The 19360-nt window shown below is 44.2% G+C and carries 16 protein-coding genes and 1 tRNA gene; 8 read left to right on the top strand and 9 right to left on the bottom strand.

Going from position 1 to position 19360, the window contains the following annotated elements; all coding sequences use genetic code 11:
• The first annotated feature begins 84 nt into the window (after positions 1–84).
• On the top strand, positions 85–981 hold the full coding sequence (locus tag BLR32_RS30220) for a helix-turn-helix domain-containing protein (RefSeq protein ID WP_089837758.1): 897 nt from the start codon (positions 85–87) through the stop codon (positions 979–981).
• A 152-nt stretch (positions 982–1133) separates the two neighbouring features.
• Here BLR32_RS30220 and BLR32_RS30215 read toward each other — a convergent pair whose 3' ends face one another.
• Complete coding sequence (locus tag BLR32_RS30215; protein WP_089837756.1) at positions 1134–2117, bottom strand: aldo/keto reductase; 984 nt, start codon at positions 2115–2117, stop codon at positions 1134–1136.
• A gap of 344 nt (positions 2118–2461) precedes the next feature.
• Between BLR32_RS30215 and BLR32_RS30210 the strand changes: the two genes are divergently transcribed.
• On the top strand, positions 2462–3328 hold the full coding sequence (locus BLR32_RS30210; RefSeq protein ID WP_089837754.1) for a hypothetical protein: 867 nt from the start codon (positions 2462–2464) through the stop codon (positions 3326–3328).
• A 205-nt stretch (positions 3329–3533) separates the two neighbouring features.
• Here BLR32_RS30210 and BLR32_RS30205 read toward each other — a convergent pair whose 3' ends face one another.
• Positions 3534–4145 carry a class I SAM-dependent methyltransferase gene (locus tag BLR32_RS30205; RefSeq protein WP_089837752.1) on the bottom strand — a complete coding sequence of 204 codons (612 nt, stop codon included), beginning with the start codon at positions 4143–4145 and terminating at the stop codon, positions 3534–3536.
• Positions 4146–4520: 375 nt separating this feature from the next.
• Between BLR32_RS30205 and BLR32_RS30200 the strand changes: the two genes are divergently transcribed.
• The 4 genes from BLR32_RS30200 (at position 4521) to BLR32_RS30185 (ending at position 6720) form a co-directional block, all read left to right on the top strand.
• Positions 4521–5117 (top strand): AraC family transcriptional regulator, encoded by a 597-nt coding sequence (locus tag BLR32_RS30200; protein WP_089837751.1) that lies wholly within the window; start codon positions 4521–4523, stop codon positions 5115–5117.
• A gap of 54 nt (positions 5118–5171) precedes the next feature.
• A complete protein-coding gene (locus tag BLR32_RS30195) occupies positions 5172–5528 on the top strand; it encodes a nuclear transport factor 2 family protein (protein ID WP_089837749.1) in 357 nt (118 codons plus the stop codon).
• A 212-nt stretch (positions 5529–5740) separates the two neighbouring features.
• Entirely contained in the window at positions 5741–6076 is a 336-nt protein-coding gene (locus BLR32_RS30190) for a polysaccharide lyase domain-containing protein (protein WP_089837747.1), read from the top strand.
• A gap of 194 nt (positions 6077–6270) precedes the next feature.
• Entirely contained in the window at positions 6271–6720 is a 450-nt protein-coding gene (locus tag BLR32_RS30185; protein ID WP_218124278.1) for a YybH family protein, read from the top strand.
• Positions 6721–6722: 2 nt separating this feature from the next.
• On the opposite strand, the gene BLR32_RS30180 is transcribed toward BLR32_RS30185, so the two are convergent.
• From BLR32_RS30180 to BLR32_RS30150, 7 genes are all read right to left on the bottom strand, one after another.
• Positions 6723–7541 carry a helix-turn-helix transcriptional regulator gene (locus tag BLR32_RS30180; RefSeq protein WP_089837925.1) on the bottom strand — a complete coding sequence of 273 codons (819 nt, stop codon included), beginning with the start codon at positions 7539–7541 and terminating at the stop codon, positions 6723–6725.
• Positions 7542–7656: 115 nt separating this feature from the next.
• Positions 7657–9636 carry an SEL1-like repeat protein gene (locus BLR32_RS30175; protein ID WP_089837745.1) on the bottom strand — a complete coding sequence of 660 codons (1980 nt, stop codon included), beginning with the start codon at positions 9634–9636 and terminating at the stop codon, positions 7657–7659.
• A gap of 132 nt (positions 9637–9768) precedes the next feature.
• Positions 9769–10692, bottom strand: a complete 924-nt coding sequence (locus tag BLR32_RS30170) for a helix-turn-helix domain-containing protein (protein WP_089837743.1) — start codon at positions 10690–10692, stop codon at positions 9769–9771.
• Between the two features lie 13 nt (positions 10693–10705).
• Positions 10706–11596: an SDR family oxidoreductase gene (locus BLR32_RS30165; RefSeq protein ID WP_089837741.1), complete on the bottom strand. Its 891-nt coding sequence runs from the start codon at positions 11594–11596 to the stop codon at positions 10706–10708.
• Positions 11597–12120: 524 nt separating this feature from the next.
• A tRNA-Leu gene (locus BLR32_RS30160) sits at positions 12121–12204 on the bottom strand.
• Between the two features lie 69 nt (positions 12205–12273).
• Entirely contained in the window at positions 12274–14421 is a 2148-nt protein-coding gene (locus BLR32_RS30155) for a xanthine dehydrogenase family protein molybdopterin-binding subunit (RefSeq protein ID WP_089837740.1), read from the bottom strand.
• Positions 14422–14603: 182 nt separating this feature from the next.
• Positions 14604–15668: a lysylphosphatidylglycerol synthase transmembrane domain-containing protein gene (locus BLR32_RS30150; RefSeq protein WP_089837737.1), complete on the bottom strand. Its 1065-nt coding sequence runs from the start codon at positions 15666–15668 to the stop codon at positions 14604–14606.
• A gap of 213 nt (positions 15669–15881) precedes the next feature.
• Here BLR32_RS30150 and BLR32_RS30145 point away from each other — a divergent pair, with 213 nt between their 5' ends.
• Positions 15882–16625 carry a hypothetical protein gene (locus BLR32_RS30145; protein ID WP_089837735.1) on the top strand — a complete coding sequence of 248 codons (744 nt, stop codon included), beginning with the start codon at positions 15882–15884 and terminating at the stop codon, positions 16623–16625.
• 343 nt (positions 16626–16968) lie between these two features.
• Positions 16969–18696 carry a GMC oxidoreductase gene (locus BLR32_RS30140; protein WP_089837733.1) on the top strand — a complete coding sequence of 576 codons (1728 nt, stop codon included), beginning with the start codon at positions 16969–16971 and terminating at the stop codon, positions 18694–18696.
• Positions 18697–19360 lie beyond the last annotated feature (664 nt).

Here is a 19360-nt window from a genome sequence, read left to right as displayed (position 1 = left end):
CTCCTACCAATATTACTAATTTGGAAGGCCGGTATCAAAAGGGCCTGCCGAAATCTTTAATTTTATAGCGATAAAGAATAAGGTATGGAAGAGATTGTAAAAATTGCCAGCATCGCGCAATACAATGCTATGCGGGGCGTAGTTACCAAACATCCGCTGGTTACTGTGATTGACAACTCGAAAGCGCAGCCGGTGCCCGCCAGGTCATTCAACTTTGGTTTGTATGCGGTGGGACTGAAAGAACTGAACGCTGCCCAATTGCGCTATGGAAGAAAGCACTATGACTACCAGGATGGTAGTATGATATTTGTAGCGCCGGGACAGGTAATAGGTGTGCAACGGGGCGATGAACCATTTGCCCCGAAAGGTTGGACATTGCTCTTTCATTCTGACCTGATAAATGGCACTCCTCTGGGCAAACACATGCAGGATTATTCATTCTTTTCGTATGAGGTAAATGAAGCGCTCCTCCTGTCGGATAAAGAGAGGAGTATTGTGATTGACTGCTTTTCAAAAATCGAGTATGAACTCGATCAAAATATAGATAAGCACAGCAAACGATTGATTGCATCCAACATTGAGTTGCTACTCAATTACTGCATCCGTTTTTATGACCGCCAGTTCATTACGCGCGAGAATATAAACAAAGGAATCCTGGAACGGTTGGAATACTTATTGCAAGGCTATTTTTCATCCGATAAACCGCGGAACGAAGGCTTGCCTTCCGTAGCTTATTGCGCCGAAGCACTACATTTATCCCCCAACTATTTTGGGGACCTGGTGAAGAAAGAAACCGGCAGATCTGCTCAGGAATACATTCAATCAAAAGTAATAGATGTGGCGAAAGAGAGAGTGTTTGACATGAATAAATCTGTGAGTGAAATTGCTTACGAGCTGGGTTTTAAATACCCGCAGCATTTCACCCGTTTATTCAAACAGAAAGTAGGCCTTACGCCGAATGATTACCGGATGAAGAATTAAATGAGGTTCATTTAAAATTTCATCTTTAGCGATTTCGCAACGTTCGTGCCAGCCCGATCGCCCTCTTTTCCTGCCACAGAAAAAAGCGCACTTACGTGCGCCTTTTTTCATGTTTACGGATTTCCGAATAGCCACCACTTCTTTACTTATACTTACCTGCCTTGCAAGCCTGCCAGGCTTGCGGGATAGCGTTCTCCCTGAATGCTGATATTGTCCAAAGCCTTGTTAATATTAGCTAGATCATCATCGCTTAAGGTAATGTTTGCACCGCCTATATTTTCTTCTAAGCGGGTCATTTTCGTGGTTCCCGGAATCGGTGCAATCCATGGCTTTTGCGCCAGCAGCCATGCCAATGCGATCTGCGCTGGCGTTGCGTTATGTTCTCCCGCAACCTTTGTTATAAGGTCAACAATGGTTTGATTTGCTTCACGGTTTTCTTTGGTAAAACGAGGAATGACATTTCTCCAATCGGCCTTGTCAAATTCAGTTTCCGCATTCATCTTTCCCGTTAAAAATCCTTTGCCCAACGGACTAAACGGAACGAAGCCAATACCCAATCCTTCAAGCAATGGAATGATTTCTTTTTCAGGTTCACGCCAGAACATGGAGTACTCGCTTTGCAGGGCTGCCACGGGCTGTACGGCATGCGCTCTGCGTATACTTTGCGCGCCTGCTTCACTCATGCCGAAGTGTTTTACTTTGCCTTCGGCAATCAAATCTTTTACGGTTCCGGCAACATCCTCAATAGGCACATTCGGGTCCACGCGGTGTTGATAAAACAAATCGATGTAATCAGTTTGCAGATACCTGAGCGAGTTTTCCGCCACTTGCCTGATGCGTTCCGGGCGACTATCTAAACCATTTGTATTCTTGCCGTTTGCAAACCCAAACTTGGTAGCGATAATTACTTTATCACGTACATCGTGCAATCCTTTTCCTACCAACTGTTCATTGGCGCCTTGTCCATACGCCTCCGCAGTATCAAAGAAAGTAATGCCAGATGCATAAGCTTTTCGAATGAGCGCAATGGCATCGTTTTCATTTGTTGCCGGACCATAACCATGGCTTAATCCCATGCAGCCGAAACCAAGTTCGGACACTTCTAATCCTGAGGCCCCTAATTGTCTTCTTCTCATTTTGTATGTTTTATATTGCAAAATTGTGGAAGAAGGGCGAGCCGGTTTGTATACAGATTACTGGTTTTCTTACCAATATTACTAATTGGGAAAGGGCTTGCGTAGGGAAATAATCTCGAGCCAGTTAATGCTGATGTAAAAAATGGAGTACGTGATTTTAAAACACTTACTGGTATTCTGTTTTGGAAAATATTCCCTGGCAAATCAACACCTGTTAAGAAGAAGGAAAATTTGTATCTACAAATGCCCATCCTGTGGTTTTATTGAATTAAAAAAATATTTAATCTAATAAAGAGTGTAACCTTTATCGTGATATTTGTTTTTGTAACAATTTAACCTAACAAATGAGAGTTTTACGTAACCCACTTTTCGTTGCAAGTGTAGCATTGTTTTTTTCAGCATGTACTAAATCAGAAAACGAAACCCCGGAAACCTTACTTCCAAAGGCGAATGCCATTGCGACCATTGCAAGCGTACAGGAAATAGACAGTACCGCTATCAACACTCAGGCGCTGATCAACAAAGATTGGAAGTATTATGAGTACTACACCAATTACAACACCAGTGCGCCAAAACTGGTGTACAAAGACGGGAAAACACCTGTAAGTCTGGATCTGAAGCCGATCAAAGTTCGTTATAATTCGAACGGTACTTACTCAGAAACTACTGCCGCAGGTACTACCCTGAATGGTACCTACGACCTGAGTAATCTCGGTAAACAGTTGAATATTCACATCAACAACGTTACATTCTCGTCCAGGATCTGGCCTACTAACGACGTGCTTAAATGGAATGCTATAGATGGTGGCAACTATGGGATCATGATGCCGGTATTACCAGTAACAGATCAAACAAAGACCATCGAGCAGATGTTGACTGCCAACAAATGGAAATACGACATGTGTTTCTGGAACTACTCACAGGCAACTTCTGATATCGTTTACATGACAAATAAGATATTTATCAACCCATTGCAGAATTCAACAGAACAGTATTTTTCCAATCATACGTGGACTGCAATAACTAATTCTGGTGTAACACAAACTGGTACCTGGACGCTGAACGGGAATAAAGTAACTGTCACAGCGGGTACCACTTCGTTAACACACACGATCACTATCTTGAGAACAGGACAAATGGAGCAATTGGCAGATCCGTTCGCCAGCAGCACCAGAGGTGGCGTCTATTCGAAATTCGTTCCAGCAAACTAATCGCTAATTACGAAGAAGAAGCCTTCTATGTTGAAAAACAAGGTTTCGAGATAAAGAGTTCGAAAATTTAACTTTAAGGCTGGTCTTTTAGACCAGCTTTTATTTTATAATTCCTATAAAAACAATCTTTTCTAAGCGGACATTAACAGGCAAATGTTATTTGAGATTGAGTAGCGGACCATTGTTTAACACTCCAATGATAACTTTAAACCTTCTGCATACACCAGGTGGTCATGCATCGTAAGTTTTGTACATTGGTAGTCTTTATTGGTTCATGGAGCCGGGCGTTGAGGCTTTCGGTATATTGAAGCAATAATTGCTGGTTAACCAAAAAACGTTCACTGCCATCGGGCAAAAGATAGCGACCATTGCCAAGGTGTTGCACAAGCGTTTCAATCCCGATGTCCGACGCAAGCCTGGCAAATAAATAGCCGCCGGGTTTCAGCACGCGCCACATGGAGTGGATCATATTATCAAAATGATCAGGATTGTTGGCGAAGTGCAATACCGCGCTGCTGATCACGAGGTCAAAATAATTATCATCAAAAGGTAGGTTTTCAGCCGAGGCAATTGCGAAATTCGCTTTAGCGTTCGCATAGCCCAGTGTTTGTGATAGCTGCTTAACTGCTAATACCGCATTGGGATTTGGATCAATGCCATGCACCTCATAGCCGTTTCTGAGAAAATAAATCAAGTTACGTCCGCCTCCGCAGCCTGCGTCGAGCACCTTTTTACAATTATCATATGTGCCTTTAAGCAGTTGGTCAAAAAGGTAAATATCTATATTCCCATAAAGTTGTTGAAGTTCCGATTGCATGGATCAAAGTTAAGGATAATCGTCTAATCCCTCTTTCAGCGTATAATTGATTTGCTGTATTACGGTAAAGCAGGGTTATCTGGATTTCGAAAAACTTGTTTTAGCTTTGTTCCGATGATGATCGTTCAAATCCGGGAGCGAAGGGATGAAATATATTTTAAAGTTCAGATATAAATGGCCGGAATAAAGACCTTTTCACTTGCAAGACATACGAGGCAGAGATATAATGAGGTCGTGAAGACAGGTGTGCTGGGCTTCATTCCAAAAGGTAAGTAAACAGGAAAGTAACGTATTTAAAGCCCCATTTTGTCCTGGCTTCATTTCCGATATGATCAATCCTGAAAAGTTATCACGAAGACTTTGTAATTTGCGTCCATGATCCGGCTATATGAAAACTTTAACCAGCGCAGGGCAAAGGTAGAACTGTTATATGCTGATGGCGTAATGAACATGGCTTTCTGCCAGTACCGCCGCTCTTCCGAGGATGCGTTCTTTATGCCTTACGCTGCACTTACCTATGTACGCGAAGGACGGAAAGTGGTTTTCCTGAACGGTGAACGATATGATATGAAAGCTGGTGATGCGCTTTTCGTTCCGAAAAATTCCATTTTATATTCTGATATCCTCGTGAAGCGGGAACCTTTCGTAAGCCTGAACCTGCTGCTTGGCGATGCAGATACCTTGCTCAGTCCCATGGCCTGTCACATTGCAGACCGTATGCAGCTGCAATATTACGCCAGCGCTCACAACATGAGTCTGAGCACTTTTAAGCGATGGTTCAAAAAGAACGTGGGCTGTAGTCCTGGTCAATGGATGATCGAAAAACGTTTACAACAAGCAAAATACCTTCTGCAACATAAGCATTTATCTGTGAAGGAAGCCTGCTATATGAGCGGGTTTGAAGATGTATCTTACTTTATCCGCAGGTACAAACAGGCCTTCGGCCATACACCAGGTCAAGTTGCAATTTGACCTTTTTGTCCTATTCTCTCATATCTCCACGCTGTACTTTTATAAAAAAAAAATATGATCTCACGCGAACAAGTCCTACAATTTGCCGACGAATGGGTAGCCGCATGGAACACGCACAACCTTGATGCGGTACTCGAACATTATACGGAGGATTTTGAAATGAGCAGTCCCTTTATACTACAAATGGGCATCAGCCCGGATGGCCGTCTGAAAGGAAAGGAAAACGTGCGGAATTATTGGGAAAAGGCGCTGGTGAAGTATCCCGATCTTCATTTCGAGCTACATGAAGTTTTATCATGCATAAATACTGTGGTCATTTATTACACGAGTGTTAAGGGAAAGAAAGCGGCGGAATTTTTTGTATTCAATGAGGATGGGAAGGTATTCCTGGCGATGGGGCATTACAATTAGAAGGATCGCAGTGTAAATAGGCAATAAAAGAGGCACTTCAAACTGAAGCAGCCTCTTTTTGATTGGAAAGTATTTGCAAATATCCTGATCGCGGCAAAAATGTATGAATAACTAAGAATATTACCGAAGTAGAAACATCCTAATTCAACCGCATTAAAAATCCGAATAGTTCGGTCAAAAATTATTGGAATATAGACATTTGTCCAAATGATATGCAGGATTACGGATTTGTGCTGGGTGCGGGTGATAGCTATACAAATCCGGGCTTTAGCCATGCCCAGGTGGTAAATGCCAATGTGTCCAACAATATCTGGATCAACCTGAATGTAAGAGGTGTTATCATAGGACATGGAGGGGATGGCTCCGTTTCTCCTGATGGCTGCACATTTGCCAATAACGCGCTGAGGGGGAGTGTTTCTCCTTTGATCAATTTATCACACCCTGGCAATACCGTATTCACCAACAACACTACCAGTGGCTCAAATCCGGCTATGCCCGGTACGCCCTTAACCACGACAAACACTGGTCCGGCCAGTTATAGTTATTAGGTTCTTTCATCAAATCATGCAAAAAGAATGGCTAAAGCGCTTAAACGGCTTTGGCCATTTTTATTGCCCCACAAACAACACCCGCTGGCATTTTCCCATTGAATGAACTTAGATACAATAGGTGAGGGGCCATGTGCGCTTTTTTACAATTTTTACTTTCCCGAACGCTTTTTCTTTGTTAGAAATAATAATTTATGAAGAAAGTAGTCTCCCTGGCTATGCTGATGGCAATATCGTTATTTTCCAAAGCCCAAACCAATGCTGATCCCTTGCAGCAAGCCCGTAAAGCGATCGAAGCCAGTAATGCCATCTATGCTGACCTGGCAAATAAAAATGATGGTTCAATCCTCACCAGATACACAGACGATGCCTGTTTGCTGCCTCCAAATTCAGCACCTGTATGCGGAAAGGAAAATATCGCAAAATTCTTTAAAGATGGTCCTAAAGTGCATGTCAAATTTACTATACAACATTTGTATGGTGACGCCAGCACATTTATTACAGAGGAAAGCTACTATGAAATGACAGACCTTAACGGAAATAAATTAGATGAAGGTAAAGTGATGGTAATTTGGAAAAACACTGCCGATGGCTTAAAAATGCATAGGGATATGTTCAGCAGTAATAAGCCGGTGTCAAAATAGATTTACAACCCGATATTTACAGCTTTCTGGAAGTCATCTCCATTTTTAATAAGTGTACGCCTCACCTGTAGCGGCGTAATGCCTGTAAATTTCCTGAATTCTTTGATAAAATGGGCCTGGTCATAGTAACCGCATTCATAGGCAATTGAAGTAAGTGATACGTCTGTTGTAAGTATTTGCCCTAAACTTCTATTGAAACGGTAAGATGCGTACAGTGTGCCTGGTGTCAGGCCCACCATTTCAAAGAACTGTTTCTGAATATACCTTTTTGAAAGCCCAAGGGTAGATGATAGCTGATTAAGATCAAAGCCTTCACCTGTGGTCAGTATATGCTGGCAGATCAGGGATAGCTGTTGAACCTTTTGCCGTTTTCTCTCATGCTTTTTTAGTTTTTCGATAAAAAAGGATTCGATCAGCGCTATCTGTTGAATAATTGAGACTTTGCTCATCATTACTTCATAGAGATCCCGCAAATCTTTGGCATACACATCCAGAAGATTTGTGGCTGAATTGGTAAAGTCCGTGATTGGATTTGGGAAGAATACAGCACATGCATAAGGATACATCCTGGCTATCAGTATTGTAGTGCCTTTCGCTGCATTCAACCTGGTAGGAACTGTCAGATGCCCTAATAATTCAAATGCAGGCGTGTCCCGGTATTGTCCGCCGATAATGGTGGCGGCGTTTCCATCTGGCATTTTAACAATGAAATCTACATATCCACTAGGATAAAAAATTTCATTGTTGATATCCTTGTCGATGGTGATTACGGAATAATTCCTGATAAAGGGTTTCAATATGTCGCAGGGAGTGTATTGCAAGGGCAACCATTGATTTGAACAAGATATTAAATTACGGCATTAATTCATTCTTCCCAAACCAATTTTACATATAAAAAGTATTATTGAAAAATATACTATTTCAGTTGTCGGTCCGTTAATTTATAAGATTACTCATGATTATCGGGATTTCAAGACCAGCCTTTTCTGCCGCCACAATATGTGCCTTTGCCTTATCCATATTGATAAAGCCTTCTTCAAACAGATATATTCGTGCTAGTTCAATGTGTCCGCTATCATAACCACCGTCTGTCGCTATTATAAAGTATCCTATTGCCGCTTCTACGTCTTTTACTATACCTAATCCCCTAAGGTGAAAATTTCCCAGATTAAAGGCTCCTATTTCGGAGTCATCTTTGAGGTAATACTGCAGGGCGGTCTTAAAATCCCCCTTTTCTTCATACAGGTTTCCCAGCCCAATGTTATCAGGTTCCCCAAGTGCTTCTGCCTGATGATAATGATACAATGCGAGCTCAGGATCCGTCTCATAAAATAGAAATCCGAGGTTATTATGTGCCGCGGCCATACCATCCTCTGTTGCCTGTTGCAGTAGGTCAATGGCTTTATCTATATCGGGGATAGTACCTATGCCATACTGATAACACAGACTCAACCCATTGATCGCATTTGTATTGCGGGCTGCAGCTCCCTTTTCGTACCAGTAAAATGCCCTGTCATCATCTACATACCCATCTACCATGTAATAAATATATGCCAGGTTGTTCATTGCATAACCATATCCTTTTTCAGCAGCAAGCGAGTAGTGATAAATTGCTGATGGGTAATCTTGTCTGTTATAAGCATCTACGCCGATATTATATAATTCTTCAACCGGTGTGTAGGCATCTGTAACAGTTTCCTCATCAGGCATCTTTGCATATGCCAGGAGCTTGTCACGCACTATATCATCATAGTAAAAACTGTAATCCTCACTTTCAGCATCTTGTCGTACCAGATCTTTATTTGCTCTTGATATCCCATATTTATCTATAAGATATACTTCCTTGCCCTTGATTGCCCAGGCGAAGCCCTGATGAGGGGCTTTACGTACTATTAAGTCGAACTGCTCGCCATCTTCAGTAAGACTATAAAGATGATCTTTCTGTAGGATGAATACATCATTATGCAATAGTTCTATTTTTTCATATTTGAAATTGATGATCACTTTCCCATCAGCTGCCAATATCCCCGAGTTCCCATTCTTTTGTGCAATGTAATTACCGCTGTCACCGACCTTGTTAAGGGTTTCGTATGTGGGTTCAACAACAACTTCTCCCGAAATATTAACTAGTCCCCAAAGACCATTGCGCTGAACAACCGCCAGATAAGAGTTATCAAAATCATAAGCCTCATCCCATTCTGGAAAAGTTATAATCTCACCTGATCTGTGCACATAACCATATTTCTGAGCTTTCATCACCACCGCAATATCCTGCTCACCGAATTCATAAAATTCATCAAATTGAGGACTCAGCAATATTCTTCCGTCGGCACTTTTTAACCCCCATAATCCATTCTCATTGTAAATTTCTTCCTTTCCAGATTCTTCATAGATATGTCCCCATCCATAATAATAATCCTCGTAGTTCAGCAGTTCAGCAAATGAATGAAAAGCCATGCTTACATGTTTGAACTTTGTGTAAGCCAACAGGGAGACGTTGTTATTGTCCATAGCACTGGTGATCATCGCATTGTTATACGCAATATCTGCCAGCCATATAGCCGCTTGTTTGTCATGCGGTATCTCTTCCATATTGAATGCGGCCCGGGCATTCATGCTAAAATAAGCATGTTCCAGGCCGTCCAGATATTTGAATAGCCTATTTTTGCATGCTGTAAAAGTGCTTTTATTATTAATGAGGAACTTTGTGGCATCTAGAAAGTTGTAAAACTTTTTCAGGTTTTCGATACCGGGTTTCGCATTATAGTACAAAATGTCATCTTCAATAAAGCCCCCGCTTATTAGCAAAGGTTGTAATAATAGTGGCATCTCATATCCCCATTTCATCATCATTACATCATTCCTGTTTATTCCTGATGGGGAGCTGACGTTACTTAAATATACGCTGTGTGACATGCCACAAAGGTAATGTTTATTTAATAGGGGGCCATTGACTGCCTGAAATGGAAGAGGTCGTATACAAAGCGAGATTTCTCTGGCCTATCAATTGTTGTATCAGTAAAAGGCAAGGACTGCGCCATGGGAAAATTATGTTTTGAATGACTGACGGAATTCCAGCGGAGAAAGATTTGTCTTCGTTTTAAACAATTTGCTAAACGACTGCGGATAATCAAAGCCTAACTCATAGGCAATTTCACTGACAGTTAAATCTGTCGTAGACAACTTCTCCTTTGCTTTCTGTATCAGCTTTTCATGAATATGCTGCTGTGTACTCTGCCCCGTTAACACTTTTAACAACCCGCTCAGATAACCGGGAGATATGTTCAGTACCTGAGTAATATGCTGTACCGTGGGCAAGCCTTTCCTGACCAGATCATCGCTGTTAAACCAGTTGGTAAGGATATCTTCCAAACGCGAAAGCACTTGATGGTTCGTTATCTTTCTTGTAATAAACTGACGATGATAAAATCTTTCCGCATAAGAAAATAGTAATTCCAATTGGGCAATGATGATATTCTGACTGAATTTATCAATGTTCGCACGATACTCCTGTTCAATGGTTTTGAAGAGGGCAATGGTCGTGGCTTCTTCTTTATCTGAAAGGAACAATGCCTCATTGACGGAGTAATCAAAATACTCGTACCGGGTGATGGCTTTCGCCAAAGGTGTATTCCATAAGAAATCAGGATGGATGAGCAGCATCCACCCTGATTTCTTTTTGGAGGGATCATTGCTCACCTCTATACTGATTACCTGGCCAGGTGCAATGAAAAACATCACCCCTTCATCGAAATCATATTCCTGCTGACCATATTTTATCTTGGCATTGAAATTTCTTTTCAATGAGATAGTATAAAAATCAAATGCCCAACTTATCAGATTTGTGTCAGCCGAATGTTCGATCGTACTATAATCAATCAGGCTGATTAAAGGATGTGCCGGTGGAGGTAATCCCCTTACCCTATGATATTCGCTGATCGTTTTAATCCTTTGAAGTTGCTTATTTAGCATATCGCAATATATTTCATTTAAGGGAGAAGTAGCTGTAGCTCTTGAGATCTGCGAGAAGTCCGGGCTGAACGGGCGCCCATCCAAGAGCTTCCTGTGTTTGCGCAGCACTTGCCGGTACATTCATAGCAGCAAAATGTGCAAACCAGCCAAAATGTGCCGCTGCTTCTTCCTTTGATTTGCTCACCACCGGAACCTTCAGATGTTTTCCTATCACTTCAGCAATCTCCCGGAACGTAACTCCTTCATCGCCAACTGCATGATACCGGGTGCCAGCAGCGGCGCCTTTTTCCAGTGCCAGCCTGTACAAACGCGCAGCATCCAGCACATGCACGGCAGGCCAGCGGTTAAGCCCTTCTTCCACATACACAGATATGCCCTTTTCCTTTGCGATGCCCATAAGCATAGGTATGAAACCATGATCTCCTTCACCATGCACAGATGGTGGAAGACGAACTACCGAAACACTTACACCTTTAGCGGCTACTGCGTCGCATGCCTCTTCTGTAACCTTGCGGTTATTCATACTGGCCCCCGGCATATCTTCTTCCGTGAGCAGTCTTGTACTCGGCGGCAGCACCCCTATTGCGGAGGTCACTATAAACGGCCCGGCACAGGCAGTGCCTAACGCGTCAACAATGCCCCTGTCTGCGTCTGTAATGGCCTTAAAGTTTGAGAAGTCGTGGTTGAAAGCGGTATGAATCACACCGTCTGCCGCAGCAGCTCCACGCTGTAAGCTGTCCAGGTCATCGATATTTCCCCGGTATACTTCGGCACCTGCTGTGATAAGCGCTTTGGCAGCAGCTTCTGAACGTGCAAGCCCCACTACCTGGTGGCCTGCACCTATTAATTCCTGAATAATGGCTGAACCTACAAAACCCGTAGCGCCGGTAACAAAAACACGCATAATATTTTTTTTGGTATCACAAAGCTCCGCCATAACGGAGGAACATGCTTATCCAAATCTGCGTTTGTTATAACCAAATCTCATCGTCATCGTCATAATCATCCTCTTCTATAATCCATTCCACTTTCATTCTATGAAAGTTCCCAATCATCTAATTTCTTTCAACTATGCTAGGTTGACGTTCTAACAATTCCGCTGCCTTATCGATTCTACCAAGTAGTAACCTGATTGATAATTATTGATAAATTTGGCAAACTAAAGTGACATCAATTTGGTGAATGACCATAATAGCATCCTATTGCCCATAGATATGGAAGACAAAAGCTTTCAGATAAGGACCTTCGAAGGTAAGTACGAATCACTCAGGTGCCTAATCTCAGAAGAGTTTAATGCCGAAATTTAGGCATCTGTTATGGTGGAGGATGTTGTGGCACCTGTGGTGAGGTATGTCTCGTCAAGCTGATAGGATCTTGACCACCTTAAAAAGCAAAAGGTCGGAGATATCTCCGACCTTTCCGCTTTTGTGCCCAGAACAGGAATCGAACCTGCACTCCGTTGCCGAAACAAGATTTTGAGTCTAGCGCGTCTACCAGTTCCGCCATCTGGGCAAAGCAACTGTCCTTCAGTTGCGGGTTGCAAATGTATATAAAATATTCAAAATCCCAAATTTTTTTCTTCTACGTCAAATCCTCCAGTCTGAACGGCAGTTTCCTCACCCTCTTCCCCGTAAGATCAAATATCGCATTACACAGCGCCGGCGCAAATGCCGGTAACCCAGGTTCCCCAACCCCTCCCGGTTTCTCATCATTCTCCATGATATGCACCTCAATTTCCGGAATCTCATTCATCCTCGGCATAGGGTAGGAGTGGAAGTTCCTTTCCACCGTTCTCCCTTCTTCAAAATGCGTCGCATGATTGAGCGCTGCCCCCAGCGCCATGATAATACTCCCTTCAATCTGGGCACGGATGGTATCCGGATTTACATACCAGCCACAGTCTATCAGTGCAAAAACTTTATCAATCCTGAGGTTCGGAGAACGGGAGACCTTCACGACCTGTCCCACCATACTCCCAAAACACTCCGTAATCGCCACACCCCAGCCATCATTCTTTCGCCGCGTCTTCCAGTTACTAATTTCCGCTAATTTATCTACCAGCGCCTGATAACGACCGAACGCAAAATGCGCTCTCCTGAATGCCAGCGGGTCTTGCTTCGCAAGATGCGCCAGTTCATCTATAAAACACTCGCAGGCAAAAGCATCGGTATTAGCCCCAGGCGCCCGCCACCACATAGTAGGAATAGGTGCTTTAATAGGCACACTCCCAAAACTAAAATGCGGCACCGTTTTATAATAATCGTAAATAATGCCCGCTATCCCGCCGGTATTCTCCTTTAACACCTGTGGTTCGGGATGTTTATCCGCCCCCGCGCCGAAATATTGCGCAGCTGAGACAATCTGCAAAGCAAATATTTTCTTTTGCGCGTCCACGCCACCTCTGCATCTGTATAACGCCCCCGAACGGAAGGGCCCCGCGCTCATATCATCTTCCCGCGTCCACATGACCTGCACAGGAGCTTTGATTTGTTTTGAAATAAGCGCCGCTTCATGCGGATAATCAAGAAACGCCTTTCTCCCAAAACCGCCACCCAGAAAAGTCATATTCACTTTCACGTTGGCAATAGGAACATGGAGTCGCTCACTCAGATCCGCCTGTACCCAGGTCGCCTCCTGTATTGGTCCCCATATTTCAATACTATTGTCCTTCACATCCGCAATACAGTTAAGCGGCTCCATACAACTATGCGACTGATACGGCATTTCGTATATAGCTTCTATGGCTGCAGAAGAATCTTTCAGCGCTGTCTCAAAACTCTCGGGCGACGAGAACTTATTCAGATCCTCCTGCATCCGGGCATGGATCTGTTCAGAGCTGAGGTGTTCAAACCCGGTATCATCCCATTCCACTTTCAATAGTTTACGCCCCTGCATGGCAGCCCACAAGGAGTCCGCCACAACAGCCACGCCTTCGCACCAGATATCAAATACCGGCCGCCGCACTTTAAAAACATGCTTCACACCTTTGACAGATCTCGTTGCCGAGTCATCAAAACTTTTCACTTTCCCCCGAAACCTCGGACTCCTTTCCACCACCGCATACAACATTCCAGGCAGCTTCTTATCCAACCCGAACATCGCTGTTCCATTGGTTTTAAGTGCAGCATCCTTACGATGTAAAGGCTTCCCAATTATATTATAGTCTTTACGTTCTTTTAGCTTAACGTCTACGGGCGGCTTCAATTGGGCAGCATCTTTTACCAGCACACCATAACTGAGCCTTTTCCCCGTTCCCCGATGAACCACCTCTCCATTTTCTGCATAACACTCAGACGGATTGACCCGCCATTGTTTTGCCGCCGCCTCAATCAGCATTTCCCTGGCAGAAGCACCAACGCGCAGTAATTGCTGATACCAGCCACGTACAGAAAAACTCCCTTCCGTTGGCTGCGGCCCATATTTAGATGGATGGGCTGCTACATATTGAATGTTCACCTGGTCCATGCTTACCTCCAGTTCTTCCGCAATAATCTGCGGGATAGCCTGCCAGGTACCTTGTCCCATTTCTGACCGGTGATTAAAGATGGTCACCTTACCCGTAACATCTATTGATATCCACGACATTAACTCTGTCACATCATCCGCACAAACAATCTCGCCTGCACTTTTTCCTATCGCCGGCCAGTAGTAACCGATAGTCAAAGCAATACCAGATATCCCCGCCTGCTGCAGGAATGCTCTTCTGGAAAGATCCTTTTTATGTTCCATTGATGTGAAATTATTTTACCTGTTTGAAAGAGGGCCTGAATAGCTGGTTATCATCAAATCAAAAATCAGCCGCTATTTCCAATGTGCAGATGCTTAATTTCCGATAATATATTCGATTAAAATAGTTAAAATTTATCAACACCCCGATAAAAGGGATGACAGGCGCTCAGATTACCAGTGCCTTATTTCCCCGCATAGGAAACACCCTTTTCCCTCAGCCAGCTCCTGTACAATATAAAACCCGCCGGCATAGGAAACCAGAAAGATAAAAGCCTGTAAAGCAGCGTAACAACAACACTGGGACCTAGCGGCAGCCCCAGACTCGTAAAGAAGAAGGTCATCCCGCTTTCATACAGCACCAGCGCCCCTGGTGAAATAGGTAGGGTAGAGACGATTTTAGTACATATAAAACACAATAGTACATTAAACGCAGAAATGTGTACACCCAGTCCTTCAAACAACGTGAATATAGTCAACGCATCAGCTATGATAACAAGTAGCTGCGCCACAAACCCACAGAACACGTCCTTTTTATTACCCTGCAGAAATGCTGACAACTCAGCCTCATCTCCCTGAAATTCCTGCTGCCTCAATTTCCTCGCAGCTTTATCAAGTATTTTCCTGAGAAACTTTACTTTGGAAAGCCTCCTGTAAAGACCGTCAATAAATTGCTTCCTGCCCGCAAATACTGCCGCACTGCCAATAGCCAGGTACACCACGATACCTGCCAGCAAAACAATCTTAAAAACATAAGGTATCCTGTCATGAAATAGACAAACCGCAAGCAGAGATACTATTAGTATTTCAAGCGTAGCATAAAACGTTAATAGCTCCGCCACTATCAGCGTAATCACTTTCGCAGCCGCTATATTAAACCGTCCGAGAAAACCGAAAATGTAGGTCTTCCCGCTGATCCCGGCAGTCGGCATCACCTGGTCGAAAAACAATGAAATAACAGAAGCCCTGATAAGCGCTCCCAGACGAGGCAAACGCTCCTGCTTAAACGCCCTTAACAGGAAAAAGTAAACCAGCGCATTGAAGAAATAGGTCATGAGCTGTGAGAAAATAGCAAGCGACAACCAGTAAATATTTACCTTCTCAAGAAGTTTTAATTCTTTCCTGATTTCCGGGAAATAGTAAATAACAAGGATAAGCAGCAGGATAAAAATGGCAAGCGACCACCAATACGCCGGACGTATTTTGCCACTCCCCGAAAGGGATTTGTCATTGTTATTTTCAGCTGACATTTACAAACCGGTTTTGATACCCCAGGATAAGATCGTACTTACGTTCAGGTACCTAACCTCAAAAGTGATGCCCGGGATATGAAGACTGGTCACATCCCCATAGTACCATAAAAAGGGGGATAATAACCCCAAAATTGTGGATAATCCCCTTGTCCCCCCAAGCCATCCTTCCCCCGACAGTGCTAAATTTATATTATCGCAAATTATTTACAAATGGCCAGACAAAAATCACTTTTCCCCTACAGCGGTGCACTCCGCGATGTTATAGGCTACCAGCGCAACGGAAAGCATTTCCTGCGCAGCAGGCCTGAATTCGTACGACAAACTGCCGCCACCTGCCGCGCTGCCCAACGCTTTGGCATTGCCAGCAGCAAGGCTGCCCTGATCCGTAGAACCTTTTACAGCGACCTTGACATCCGCTGCGATATCGGGCATATCAATCGCCTGAACAAGCTATTGATTAAAGCGGCCGGCAATTACGAAGCAATAATAGGTTTCCGCTTCAATGAACATACGGGAACAGATCGCTTCTTTACCGTACCACCGAGGCTTTTCAGAAATGAAGTATTGCATATCCCCCGGCAAACCCTTGCTCATAACAAGGGCATCACCACGCTCGAAGTAAAAGTGATCGCAGCACGTATTGATTTCAATACGCATCACGTCACCGGCACAACAACGGCGATACTGACGATAAACCCCCGCGAGCCCTTCAACGGAGCTGACCTTCCACTGAATGTCCCCGGTGAAGGAACATTGGTGATTACCTTACAGGTACAGGGCATGCACAAAAATGGCCCATCGGGCAACAGGCAATACCTGGCTGCAGATATAATCGCTGTAGCAACACCAAAAATACCGGAATACGGCAATAAGCCTGCTTACCCCTGGTGGACCATACCAGCGCCGGAAATAGGCGCAAATCACATGCATCCTGCTATCATTCAACGGGAATAACCCCCAGGGCCATTTGCGATTATTTTGCTGAGTAAACACATCCATTGAATGTCACAACCCGCCCATACCACATTTCTATAGCTACAGCATACCCTGGAGCAGCCCAGCCATTGCCAGATGCTATCCCAACACTATCTCCCATTAGATTTTATTGTAATTACACAGGAGAAGCTCAACACCACATCAACTCCACGTATGCAGCATGTATACGCCATGTATAAGACATACTTCCGGCAATCCTCCCCCGACCTCCACCCATTCGCCTAAAATCCTTAAATTTATTGATACCCGCTAAATCCATAAGGGAAGAGTTCGTATTCATAAAACAACCTGATTCCACATTATGTCCGTTAATTCATTGTTCATTAATACAAAAGGTACTCAACAAAACACGTACGACGCTATCGTCATCGGCTCCGGTATCAGCGGCGGCTGGGCCGCCAAAGAACTCTGCGAACAGGGACTAAAAACGCTGGTCCTGGAGAGAGGCCGTAATATAGAGCATATAAAAGATTATCCCACCGCCACTATGGCGCCATGGGAGTTCAGGCACCGCGGACAAATGTCCAAAGAGTTTCTCCAGGAGAATCCGCTGATTAGCAAGGCTGCCGGATTTGGAGAAGACACGGCTCATTTCTTCATAAAAGACAAAGACCATCCCTACATCCAGGAAAAGCCTTTCGACTGGATCCGGGGCTATCAGGTAGGCGGAAAATCCCTGACCTGGGGGCGTGCCTGCCAGCGTTGGAGTAACTTCGAATTTACCGCCCCTGAACGCTACGGCTACGGTATCGGATGGGCCATTAACTACGATACAATAGCTCCCTGGTATTCGCACGTCGAAAAGTTCATCGGCGTATGCGGTACCCGCGACGGCATAGAAGCGATGCCCGACGGAGAATTCATGGCGCCATTTGAGCTGAACTGCGTAGAAGCGGAGATCCGGTGGAAGATCAAGGCAAACTATAAAGACCGCCACCTCGTACATGCACGCTGGGCACAACTGACTGAACCAAAGGAACTACATCTGCAGCAGGGTAGGACCAGGTGCCAGGCCCGGAGTTTGTGCATGCGTGGTTGTCCCTTTGGTGCTTATTTCAGCTCCGTCTCTTCCACGCTCCCCTGGGCGAAGAAAACCGGTCATTTAACCGTAAGGCCATTCTCCGTCGTGCACTCTATCATTTACGACGAACAAAAAGGAAAAGCTACCGGTGTCCGCGTAATTGATGCCAACACAAAAGAAGTAACCGACTTCTTCGCACGTATCATATTCGTCAATGCCTCCGCCCTGAATACCAACCTGGTCTTATTGAACTCTATCAGCAATCGTTTCCCCAATGGTCTGGGAAATGATAACGGCCTCCTCGGAAAATATGTAGCTTTCCATAACTACCGTGCATCCGTCAGCGCCGAAATGGATGGCATGGAAGATAAATATTACTACGGTCGCAATCCCACAGAACCCATCATCGCTAACTATCGCAATTTGCATCAGCAGGACACCGATTATGTCGGCGGCTTCACCACATTCATGGGCGCCTACCGTCCACGTGCCAACGGAGACCTGTCAGAAAATAAAATCGGCGCCGCCTATAAGGAAGCCTTAACAGAGCCCGGCGGCTGGCGCACTTACATGTACATGCAGGGAGAAACCATCCCCAAAGAAACAAATCACGTAAGACTAAGCCCGGACAAAAAAGATCAATGGGGCATACCCTTACTCATCACATCAGTAGATTACGACGATAACGATGAAAAAATGATCAAAGATTTTCTGACCCAAAGCGCAGAAATGATGGACAAAGCAGGCTGTAAAAACATCGAACAGCACGACAATCACCAGGCTCCCGGATTGGACATCCACGAAATGGGAGGCTGCAGAATGGGCAAAGATGTACGCACCTCCCTGCTGAATGAATGGAATCAGCTACATCACTGTAAAAATGTATTCGTGACCGATGGTGCCGCCATGACAAGCACCGGCAATCAAAGCCCATCCCTGCTGTACATGGCGCTTACGGCTAGAGCAGCTACCCATGCCATCAATGAAATGAAAAAAGGCAACCTATAGTAGTTATCTGACGGGTATATCATCGTAACTGCGAAATATAAATATTACATTTTTCGAAAATGATTTATATTACGGCTATATATACCATTTCATACCCTGACGCCTATGCCACATTGACCCTACTACCTCCAACGACATTTCAGCGGGCTTTCAATGGAAAGACAAGTCTGCAACCATCACCTGGTACAAAGGAAATAACCCGATATATCCCTCTTTCGTATACAACCCAATGCAATCCTGTTAACACGAACAGACATCAATTACAAAGCTGAAACAGGCTTCATGCTGGATGTATTGGTCCCTTTCCAATACGGAAAATGGACCTCAACGAATCAGTTAAATATCATAGCCAACAAACTATCCGATACAGCCGCAGTGATGGTTAAAGTTAAACCCTTTCTGTACTTCTATTCAAACAACCAGTTTAAGCTCCCTGAGAACGCATCCTTCCATTCCACACATCTCATAGAATGCGGAATGATCCCGACATAGTCAAACCACTGTTCAAAGGATGAAAACTGTGGTCGCCATGAACGCAACGGCCACCCTAAAACAGCGGCGGTTCCAGGTGGAGATTACGGAAATCAAAGCCAAGCAATGACTCGCATCGGGATCGTTCCCATTCCCCCACCACACCATTCATAAAAATTTCGTTTTGTTTATT

Source organism: Chitinophaga filiformis, assembly GCF_900102545.1.
In the GTDB taxonomy this organism is placed as follows: Bacteria; Bacteroidota; Bacteroidia; order Chitinophagales; family Chitinophagaceae; genus Chitinophaga; species Chitinophaga filiformis.
This window is presented reverse-complemented; position numbering and strand designations above follow the sequence as displayed.

Excerpts from the sequence above, each read along its gene's own strand:
- BLR32_RS30140 (WP_089837733.1), top strand. The coding sequence starts at position 16,969 with ATGTCCGTTAATTCATTGTTCATTAATACAAAAGGTACTCAACAAAAC.
- BLR32_RS30215 (WP_089837756.1), bottom strand. The coding sequence starts at position 2,117 with ATGAGAAGAAGACAATTAGGGGCCTCAGGATTAGAAGTGTCCGAACTT.
- BLR32_RS30150 (WP_089837737.1), bottom strand. The coding sequence starts at position 15,668 with ATGTCAGCTGAAAATAACAATGACAAATCCCTTTCGGGGAGTGGCAAA.
- BLR32_RS30185 (WP_218124278.1), top strand. The coding sequence starts at position 6,271 with ATGAAGAAAGTAGTCTCCCTGGCTATGCTGATGGCAATATCGTTATTT.
- BLR32_RS30200 (WP_089837751.1), top strand. The coding sequence starts at position 4,521 with ATGATCCGGCTATATGAAAACTTTAACCAGCGCAGGGCAAAGGTAGAA.
- BLR32_RS30155 (WP_089837740.1), bottom strand. The coding sequence starts at position 14,421 with ATGGAACATAAAAAGGATCTTTCCAGAAGAGCATTCCTGCAGCAGGCG.
- BLR32_RS30170 (WP_089837743.1), bottom strand. The coding sequence starts at position 10,692 with ATGCTAAATAAGCAACTTCAAAGGATTAAAACGATCAGCGAATATCAT.
- BLR32_RS30190 (WP_089837747.1), top strand. The coding sequence starts at position 5,741 with ATGCAGGATTACGGATTTGTGCTGGGTGCGGGTGATAGCTATACAAAT.
- BLR32_RS30205 (WP_089837752.1), bottom strand. The coding sequence starts at position 4,145 with ATGCAATCGGAACTTCAACAACTTTATGGGAATATAGATATTTACCTT.
- BLR32_RS30220 (WP_089837758.1), top strand. The coding sequence starts at position 85 with ATGGAAGAGATTGTAAAAATTGCCAGCATCGCGCAATACAATGCTATG.
- BLR32_RS30145 (WP_089837735.1), top strand. The coding sequence starts at position 15,882 with ATGGCCAGACAAAAATCACTTTTCCCCTACAGCGGTGCACTCCGCGAT.
- BLR32_RS30165 (WP_089837741.1), bottom strand. The coding sequence starts at position 11,596 with ATGCGTGTTTTTGTTACCGGCGCTACGGGTTTTGTAGGTTCAGCCATT.
- BLR32_RS30210 (WP_089837754.1), top strand. The coding sequence starts at position 2,462 with ATGAGAGTTTTACGTAACCCACTTTTCGTTGCAAGTGTAGCATTGTTT.
- BLR32_RS30175 (WP_089837745.1), bottom strand. The coding sequence starts at position 9,636 with ATGTCACACAGCGTATATTTAAGTAACGTCAGCTCCCCATCAGGAATA.
- BLR32_RS30195 (WP_089837749.1), top strand. The coding sequence starts at position 5,172 with ATGATCTCACGCGAACAAGTCCTACAATTTGCCGACGAATGGGTAGCC.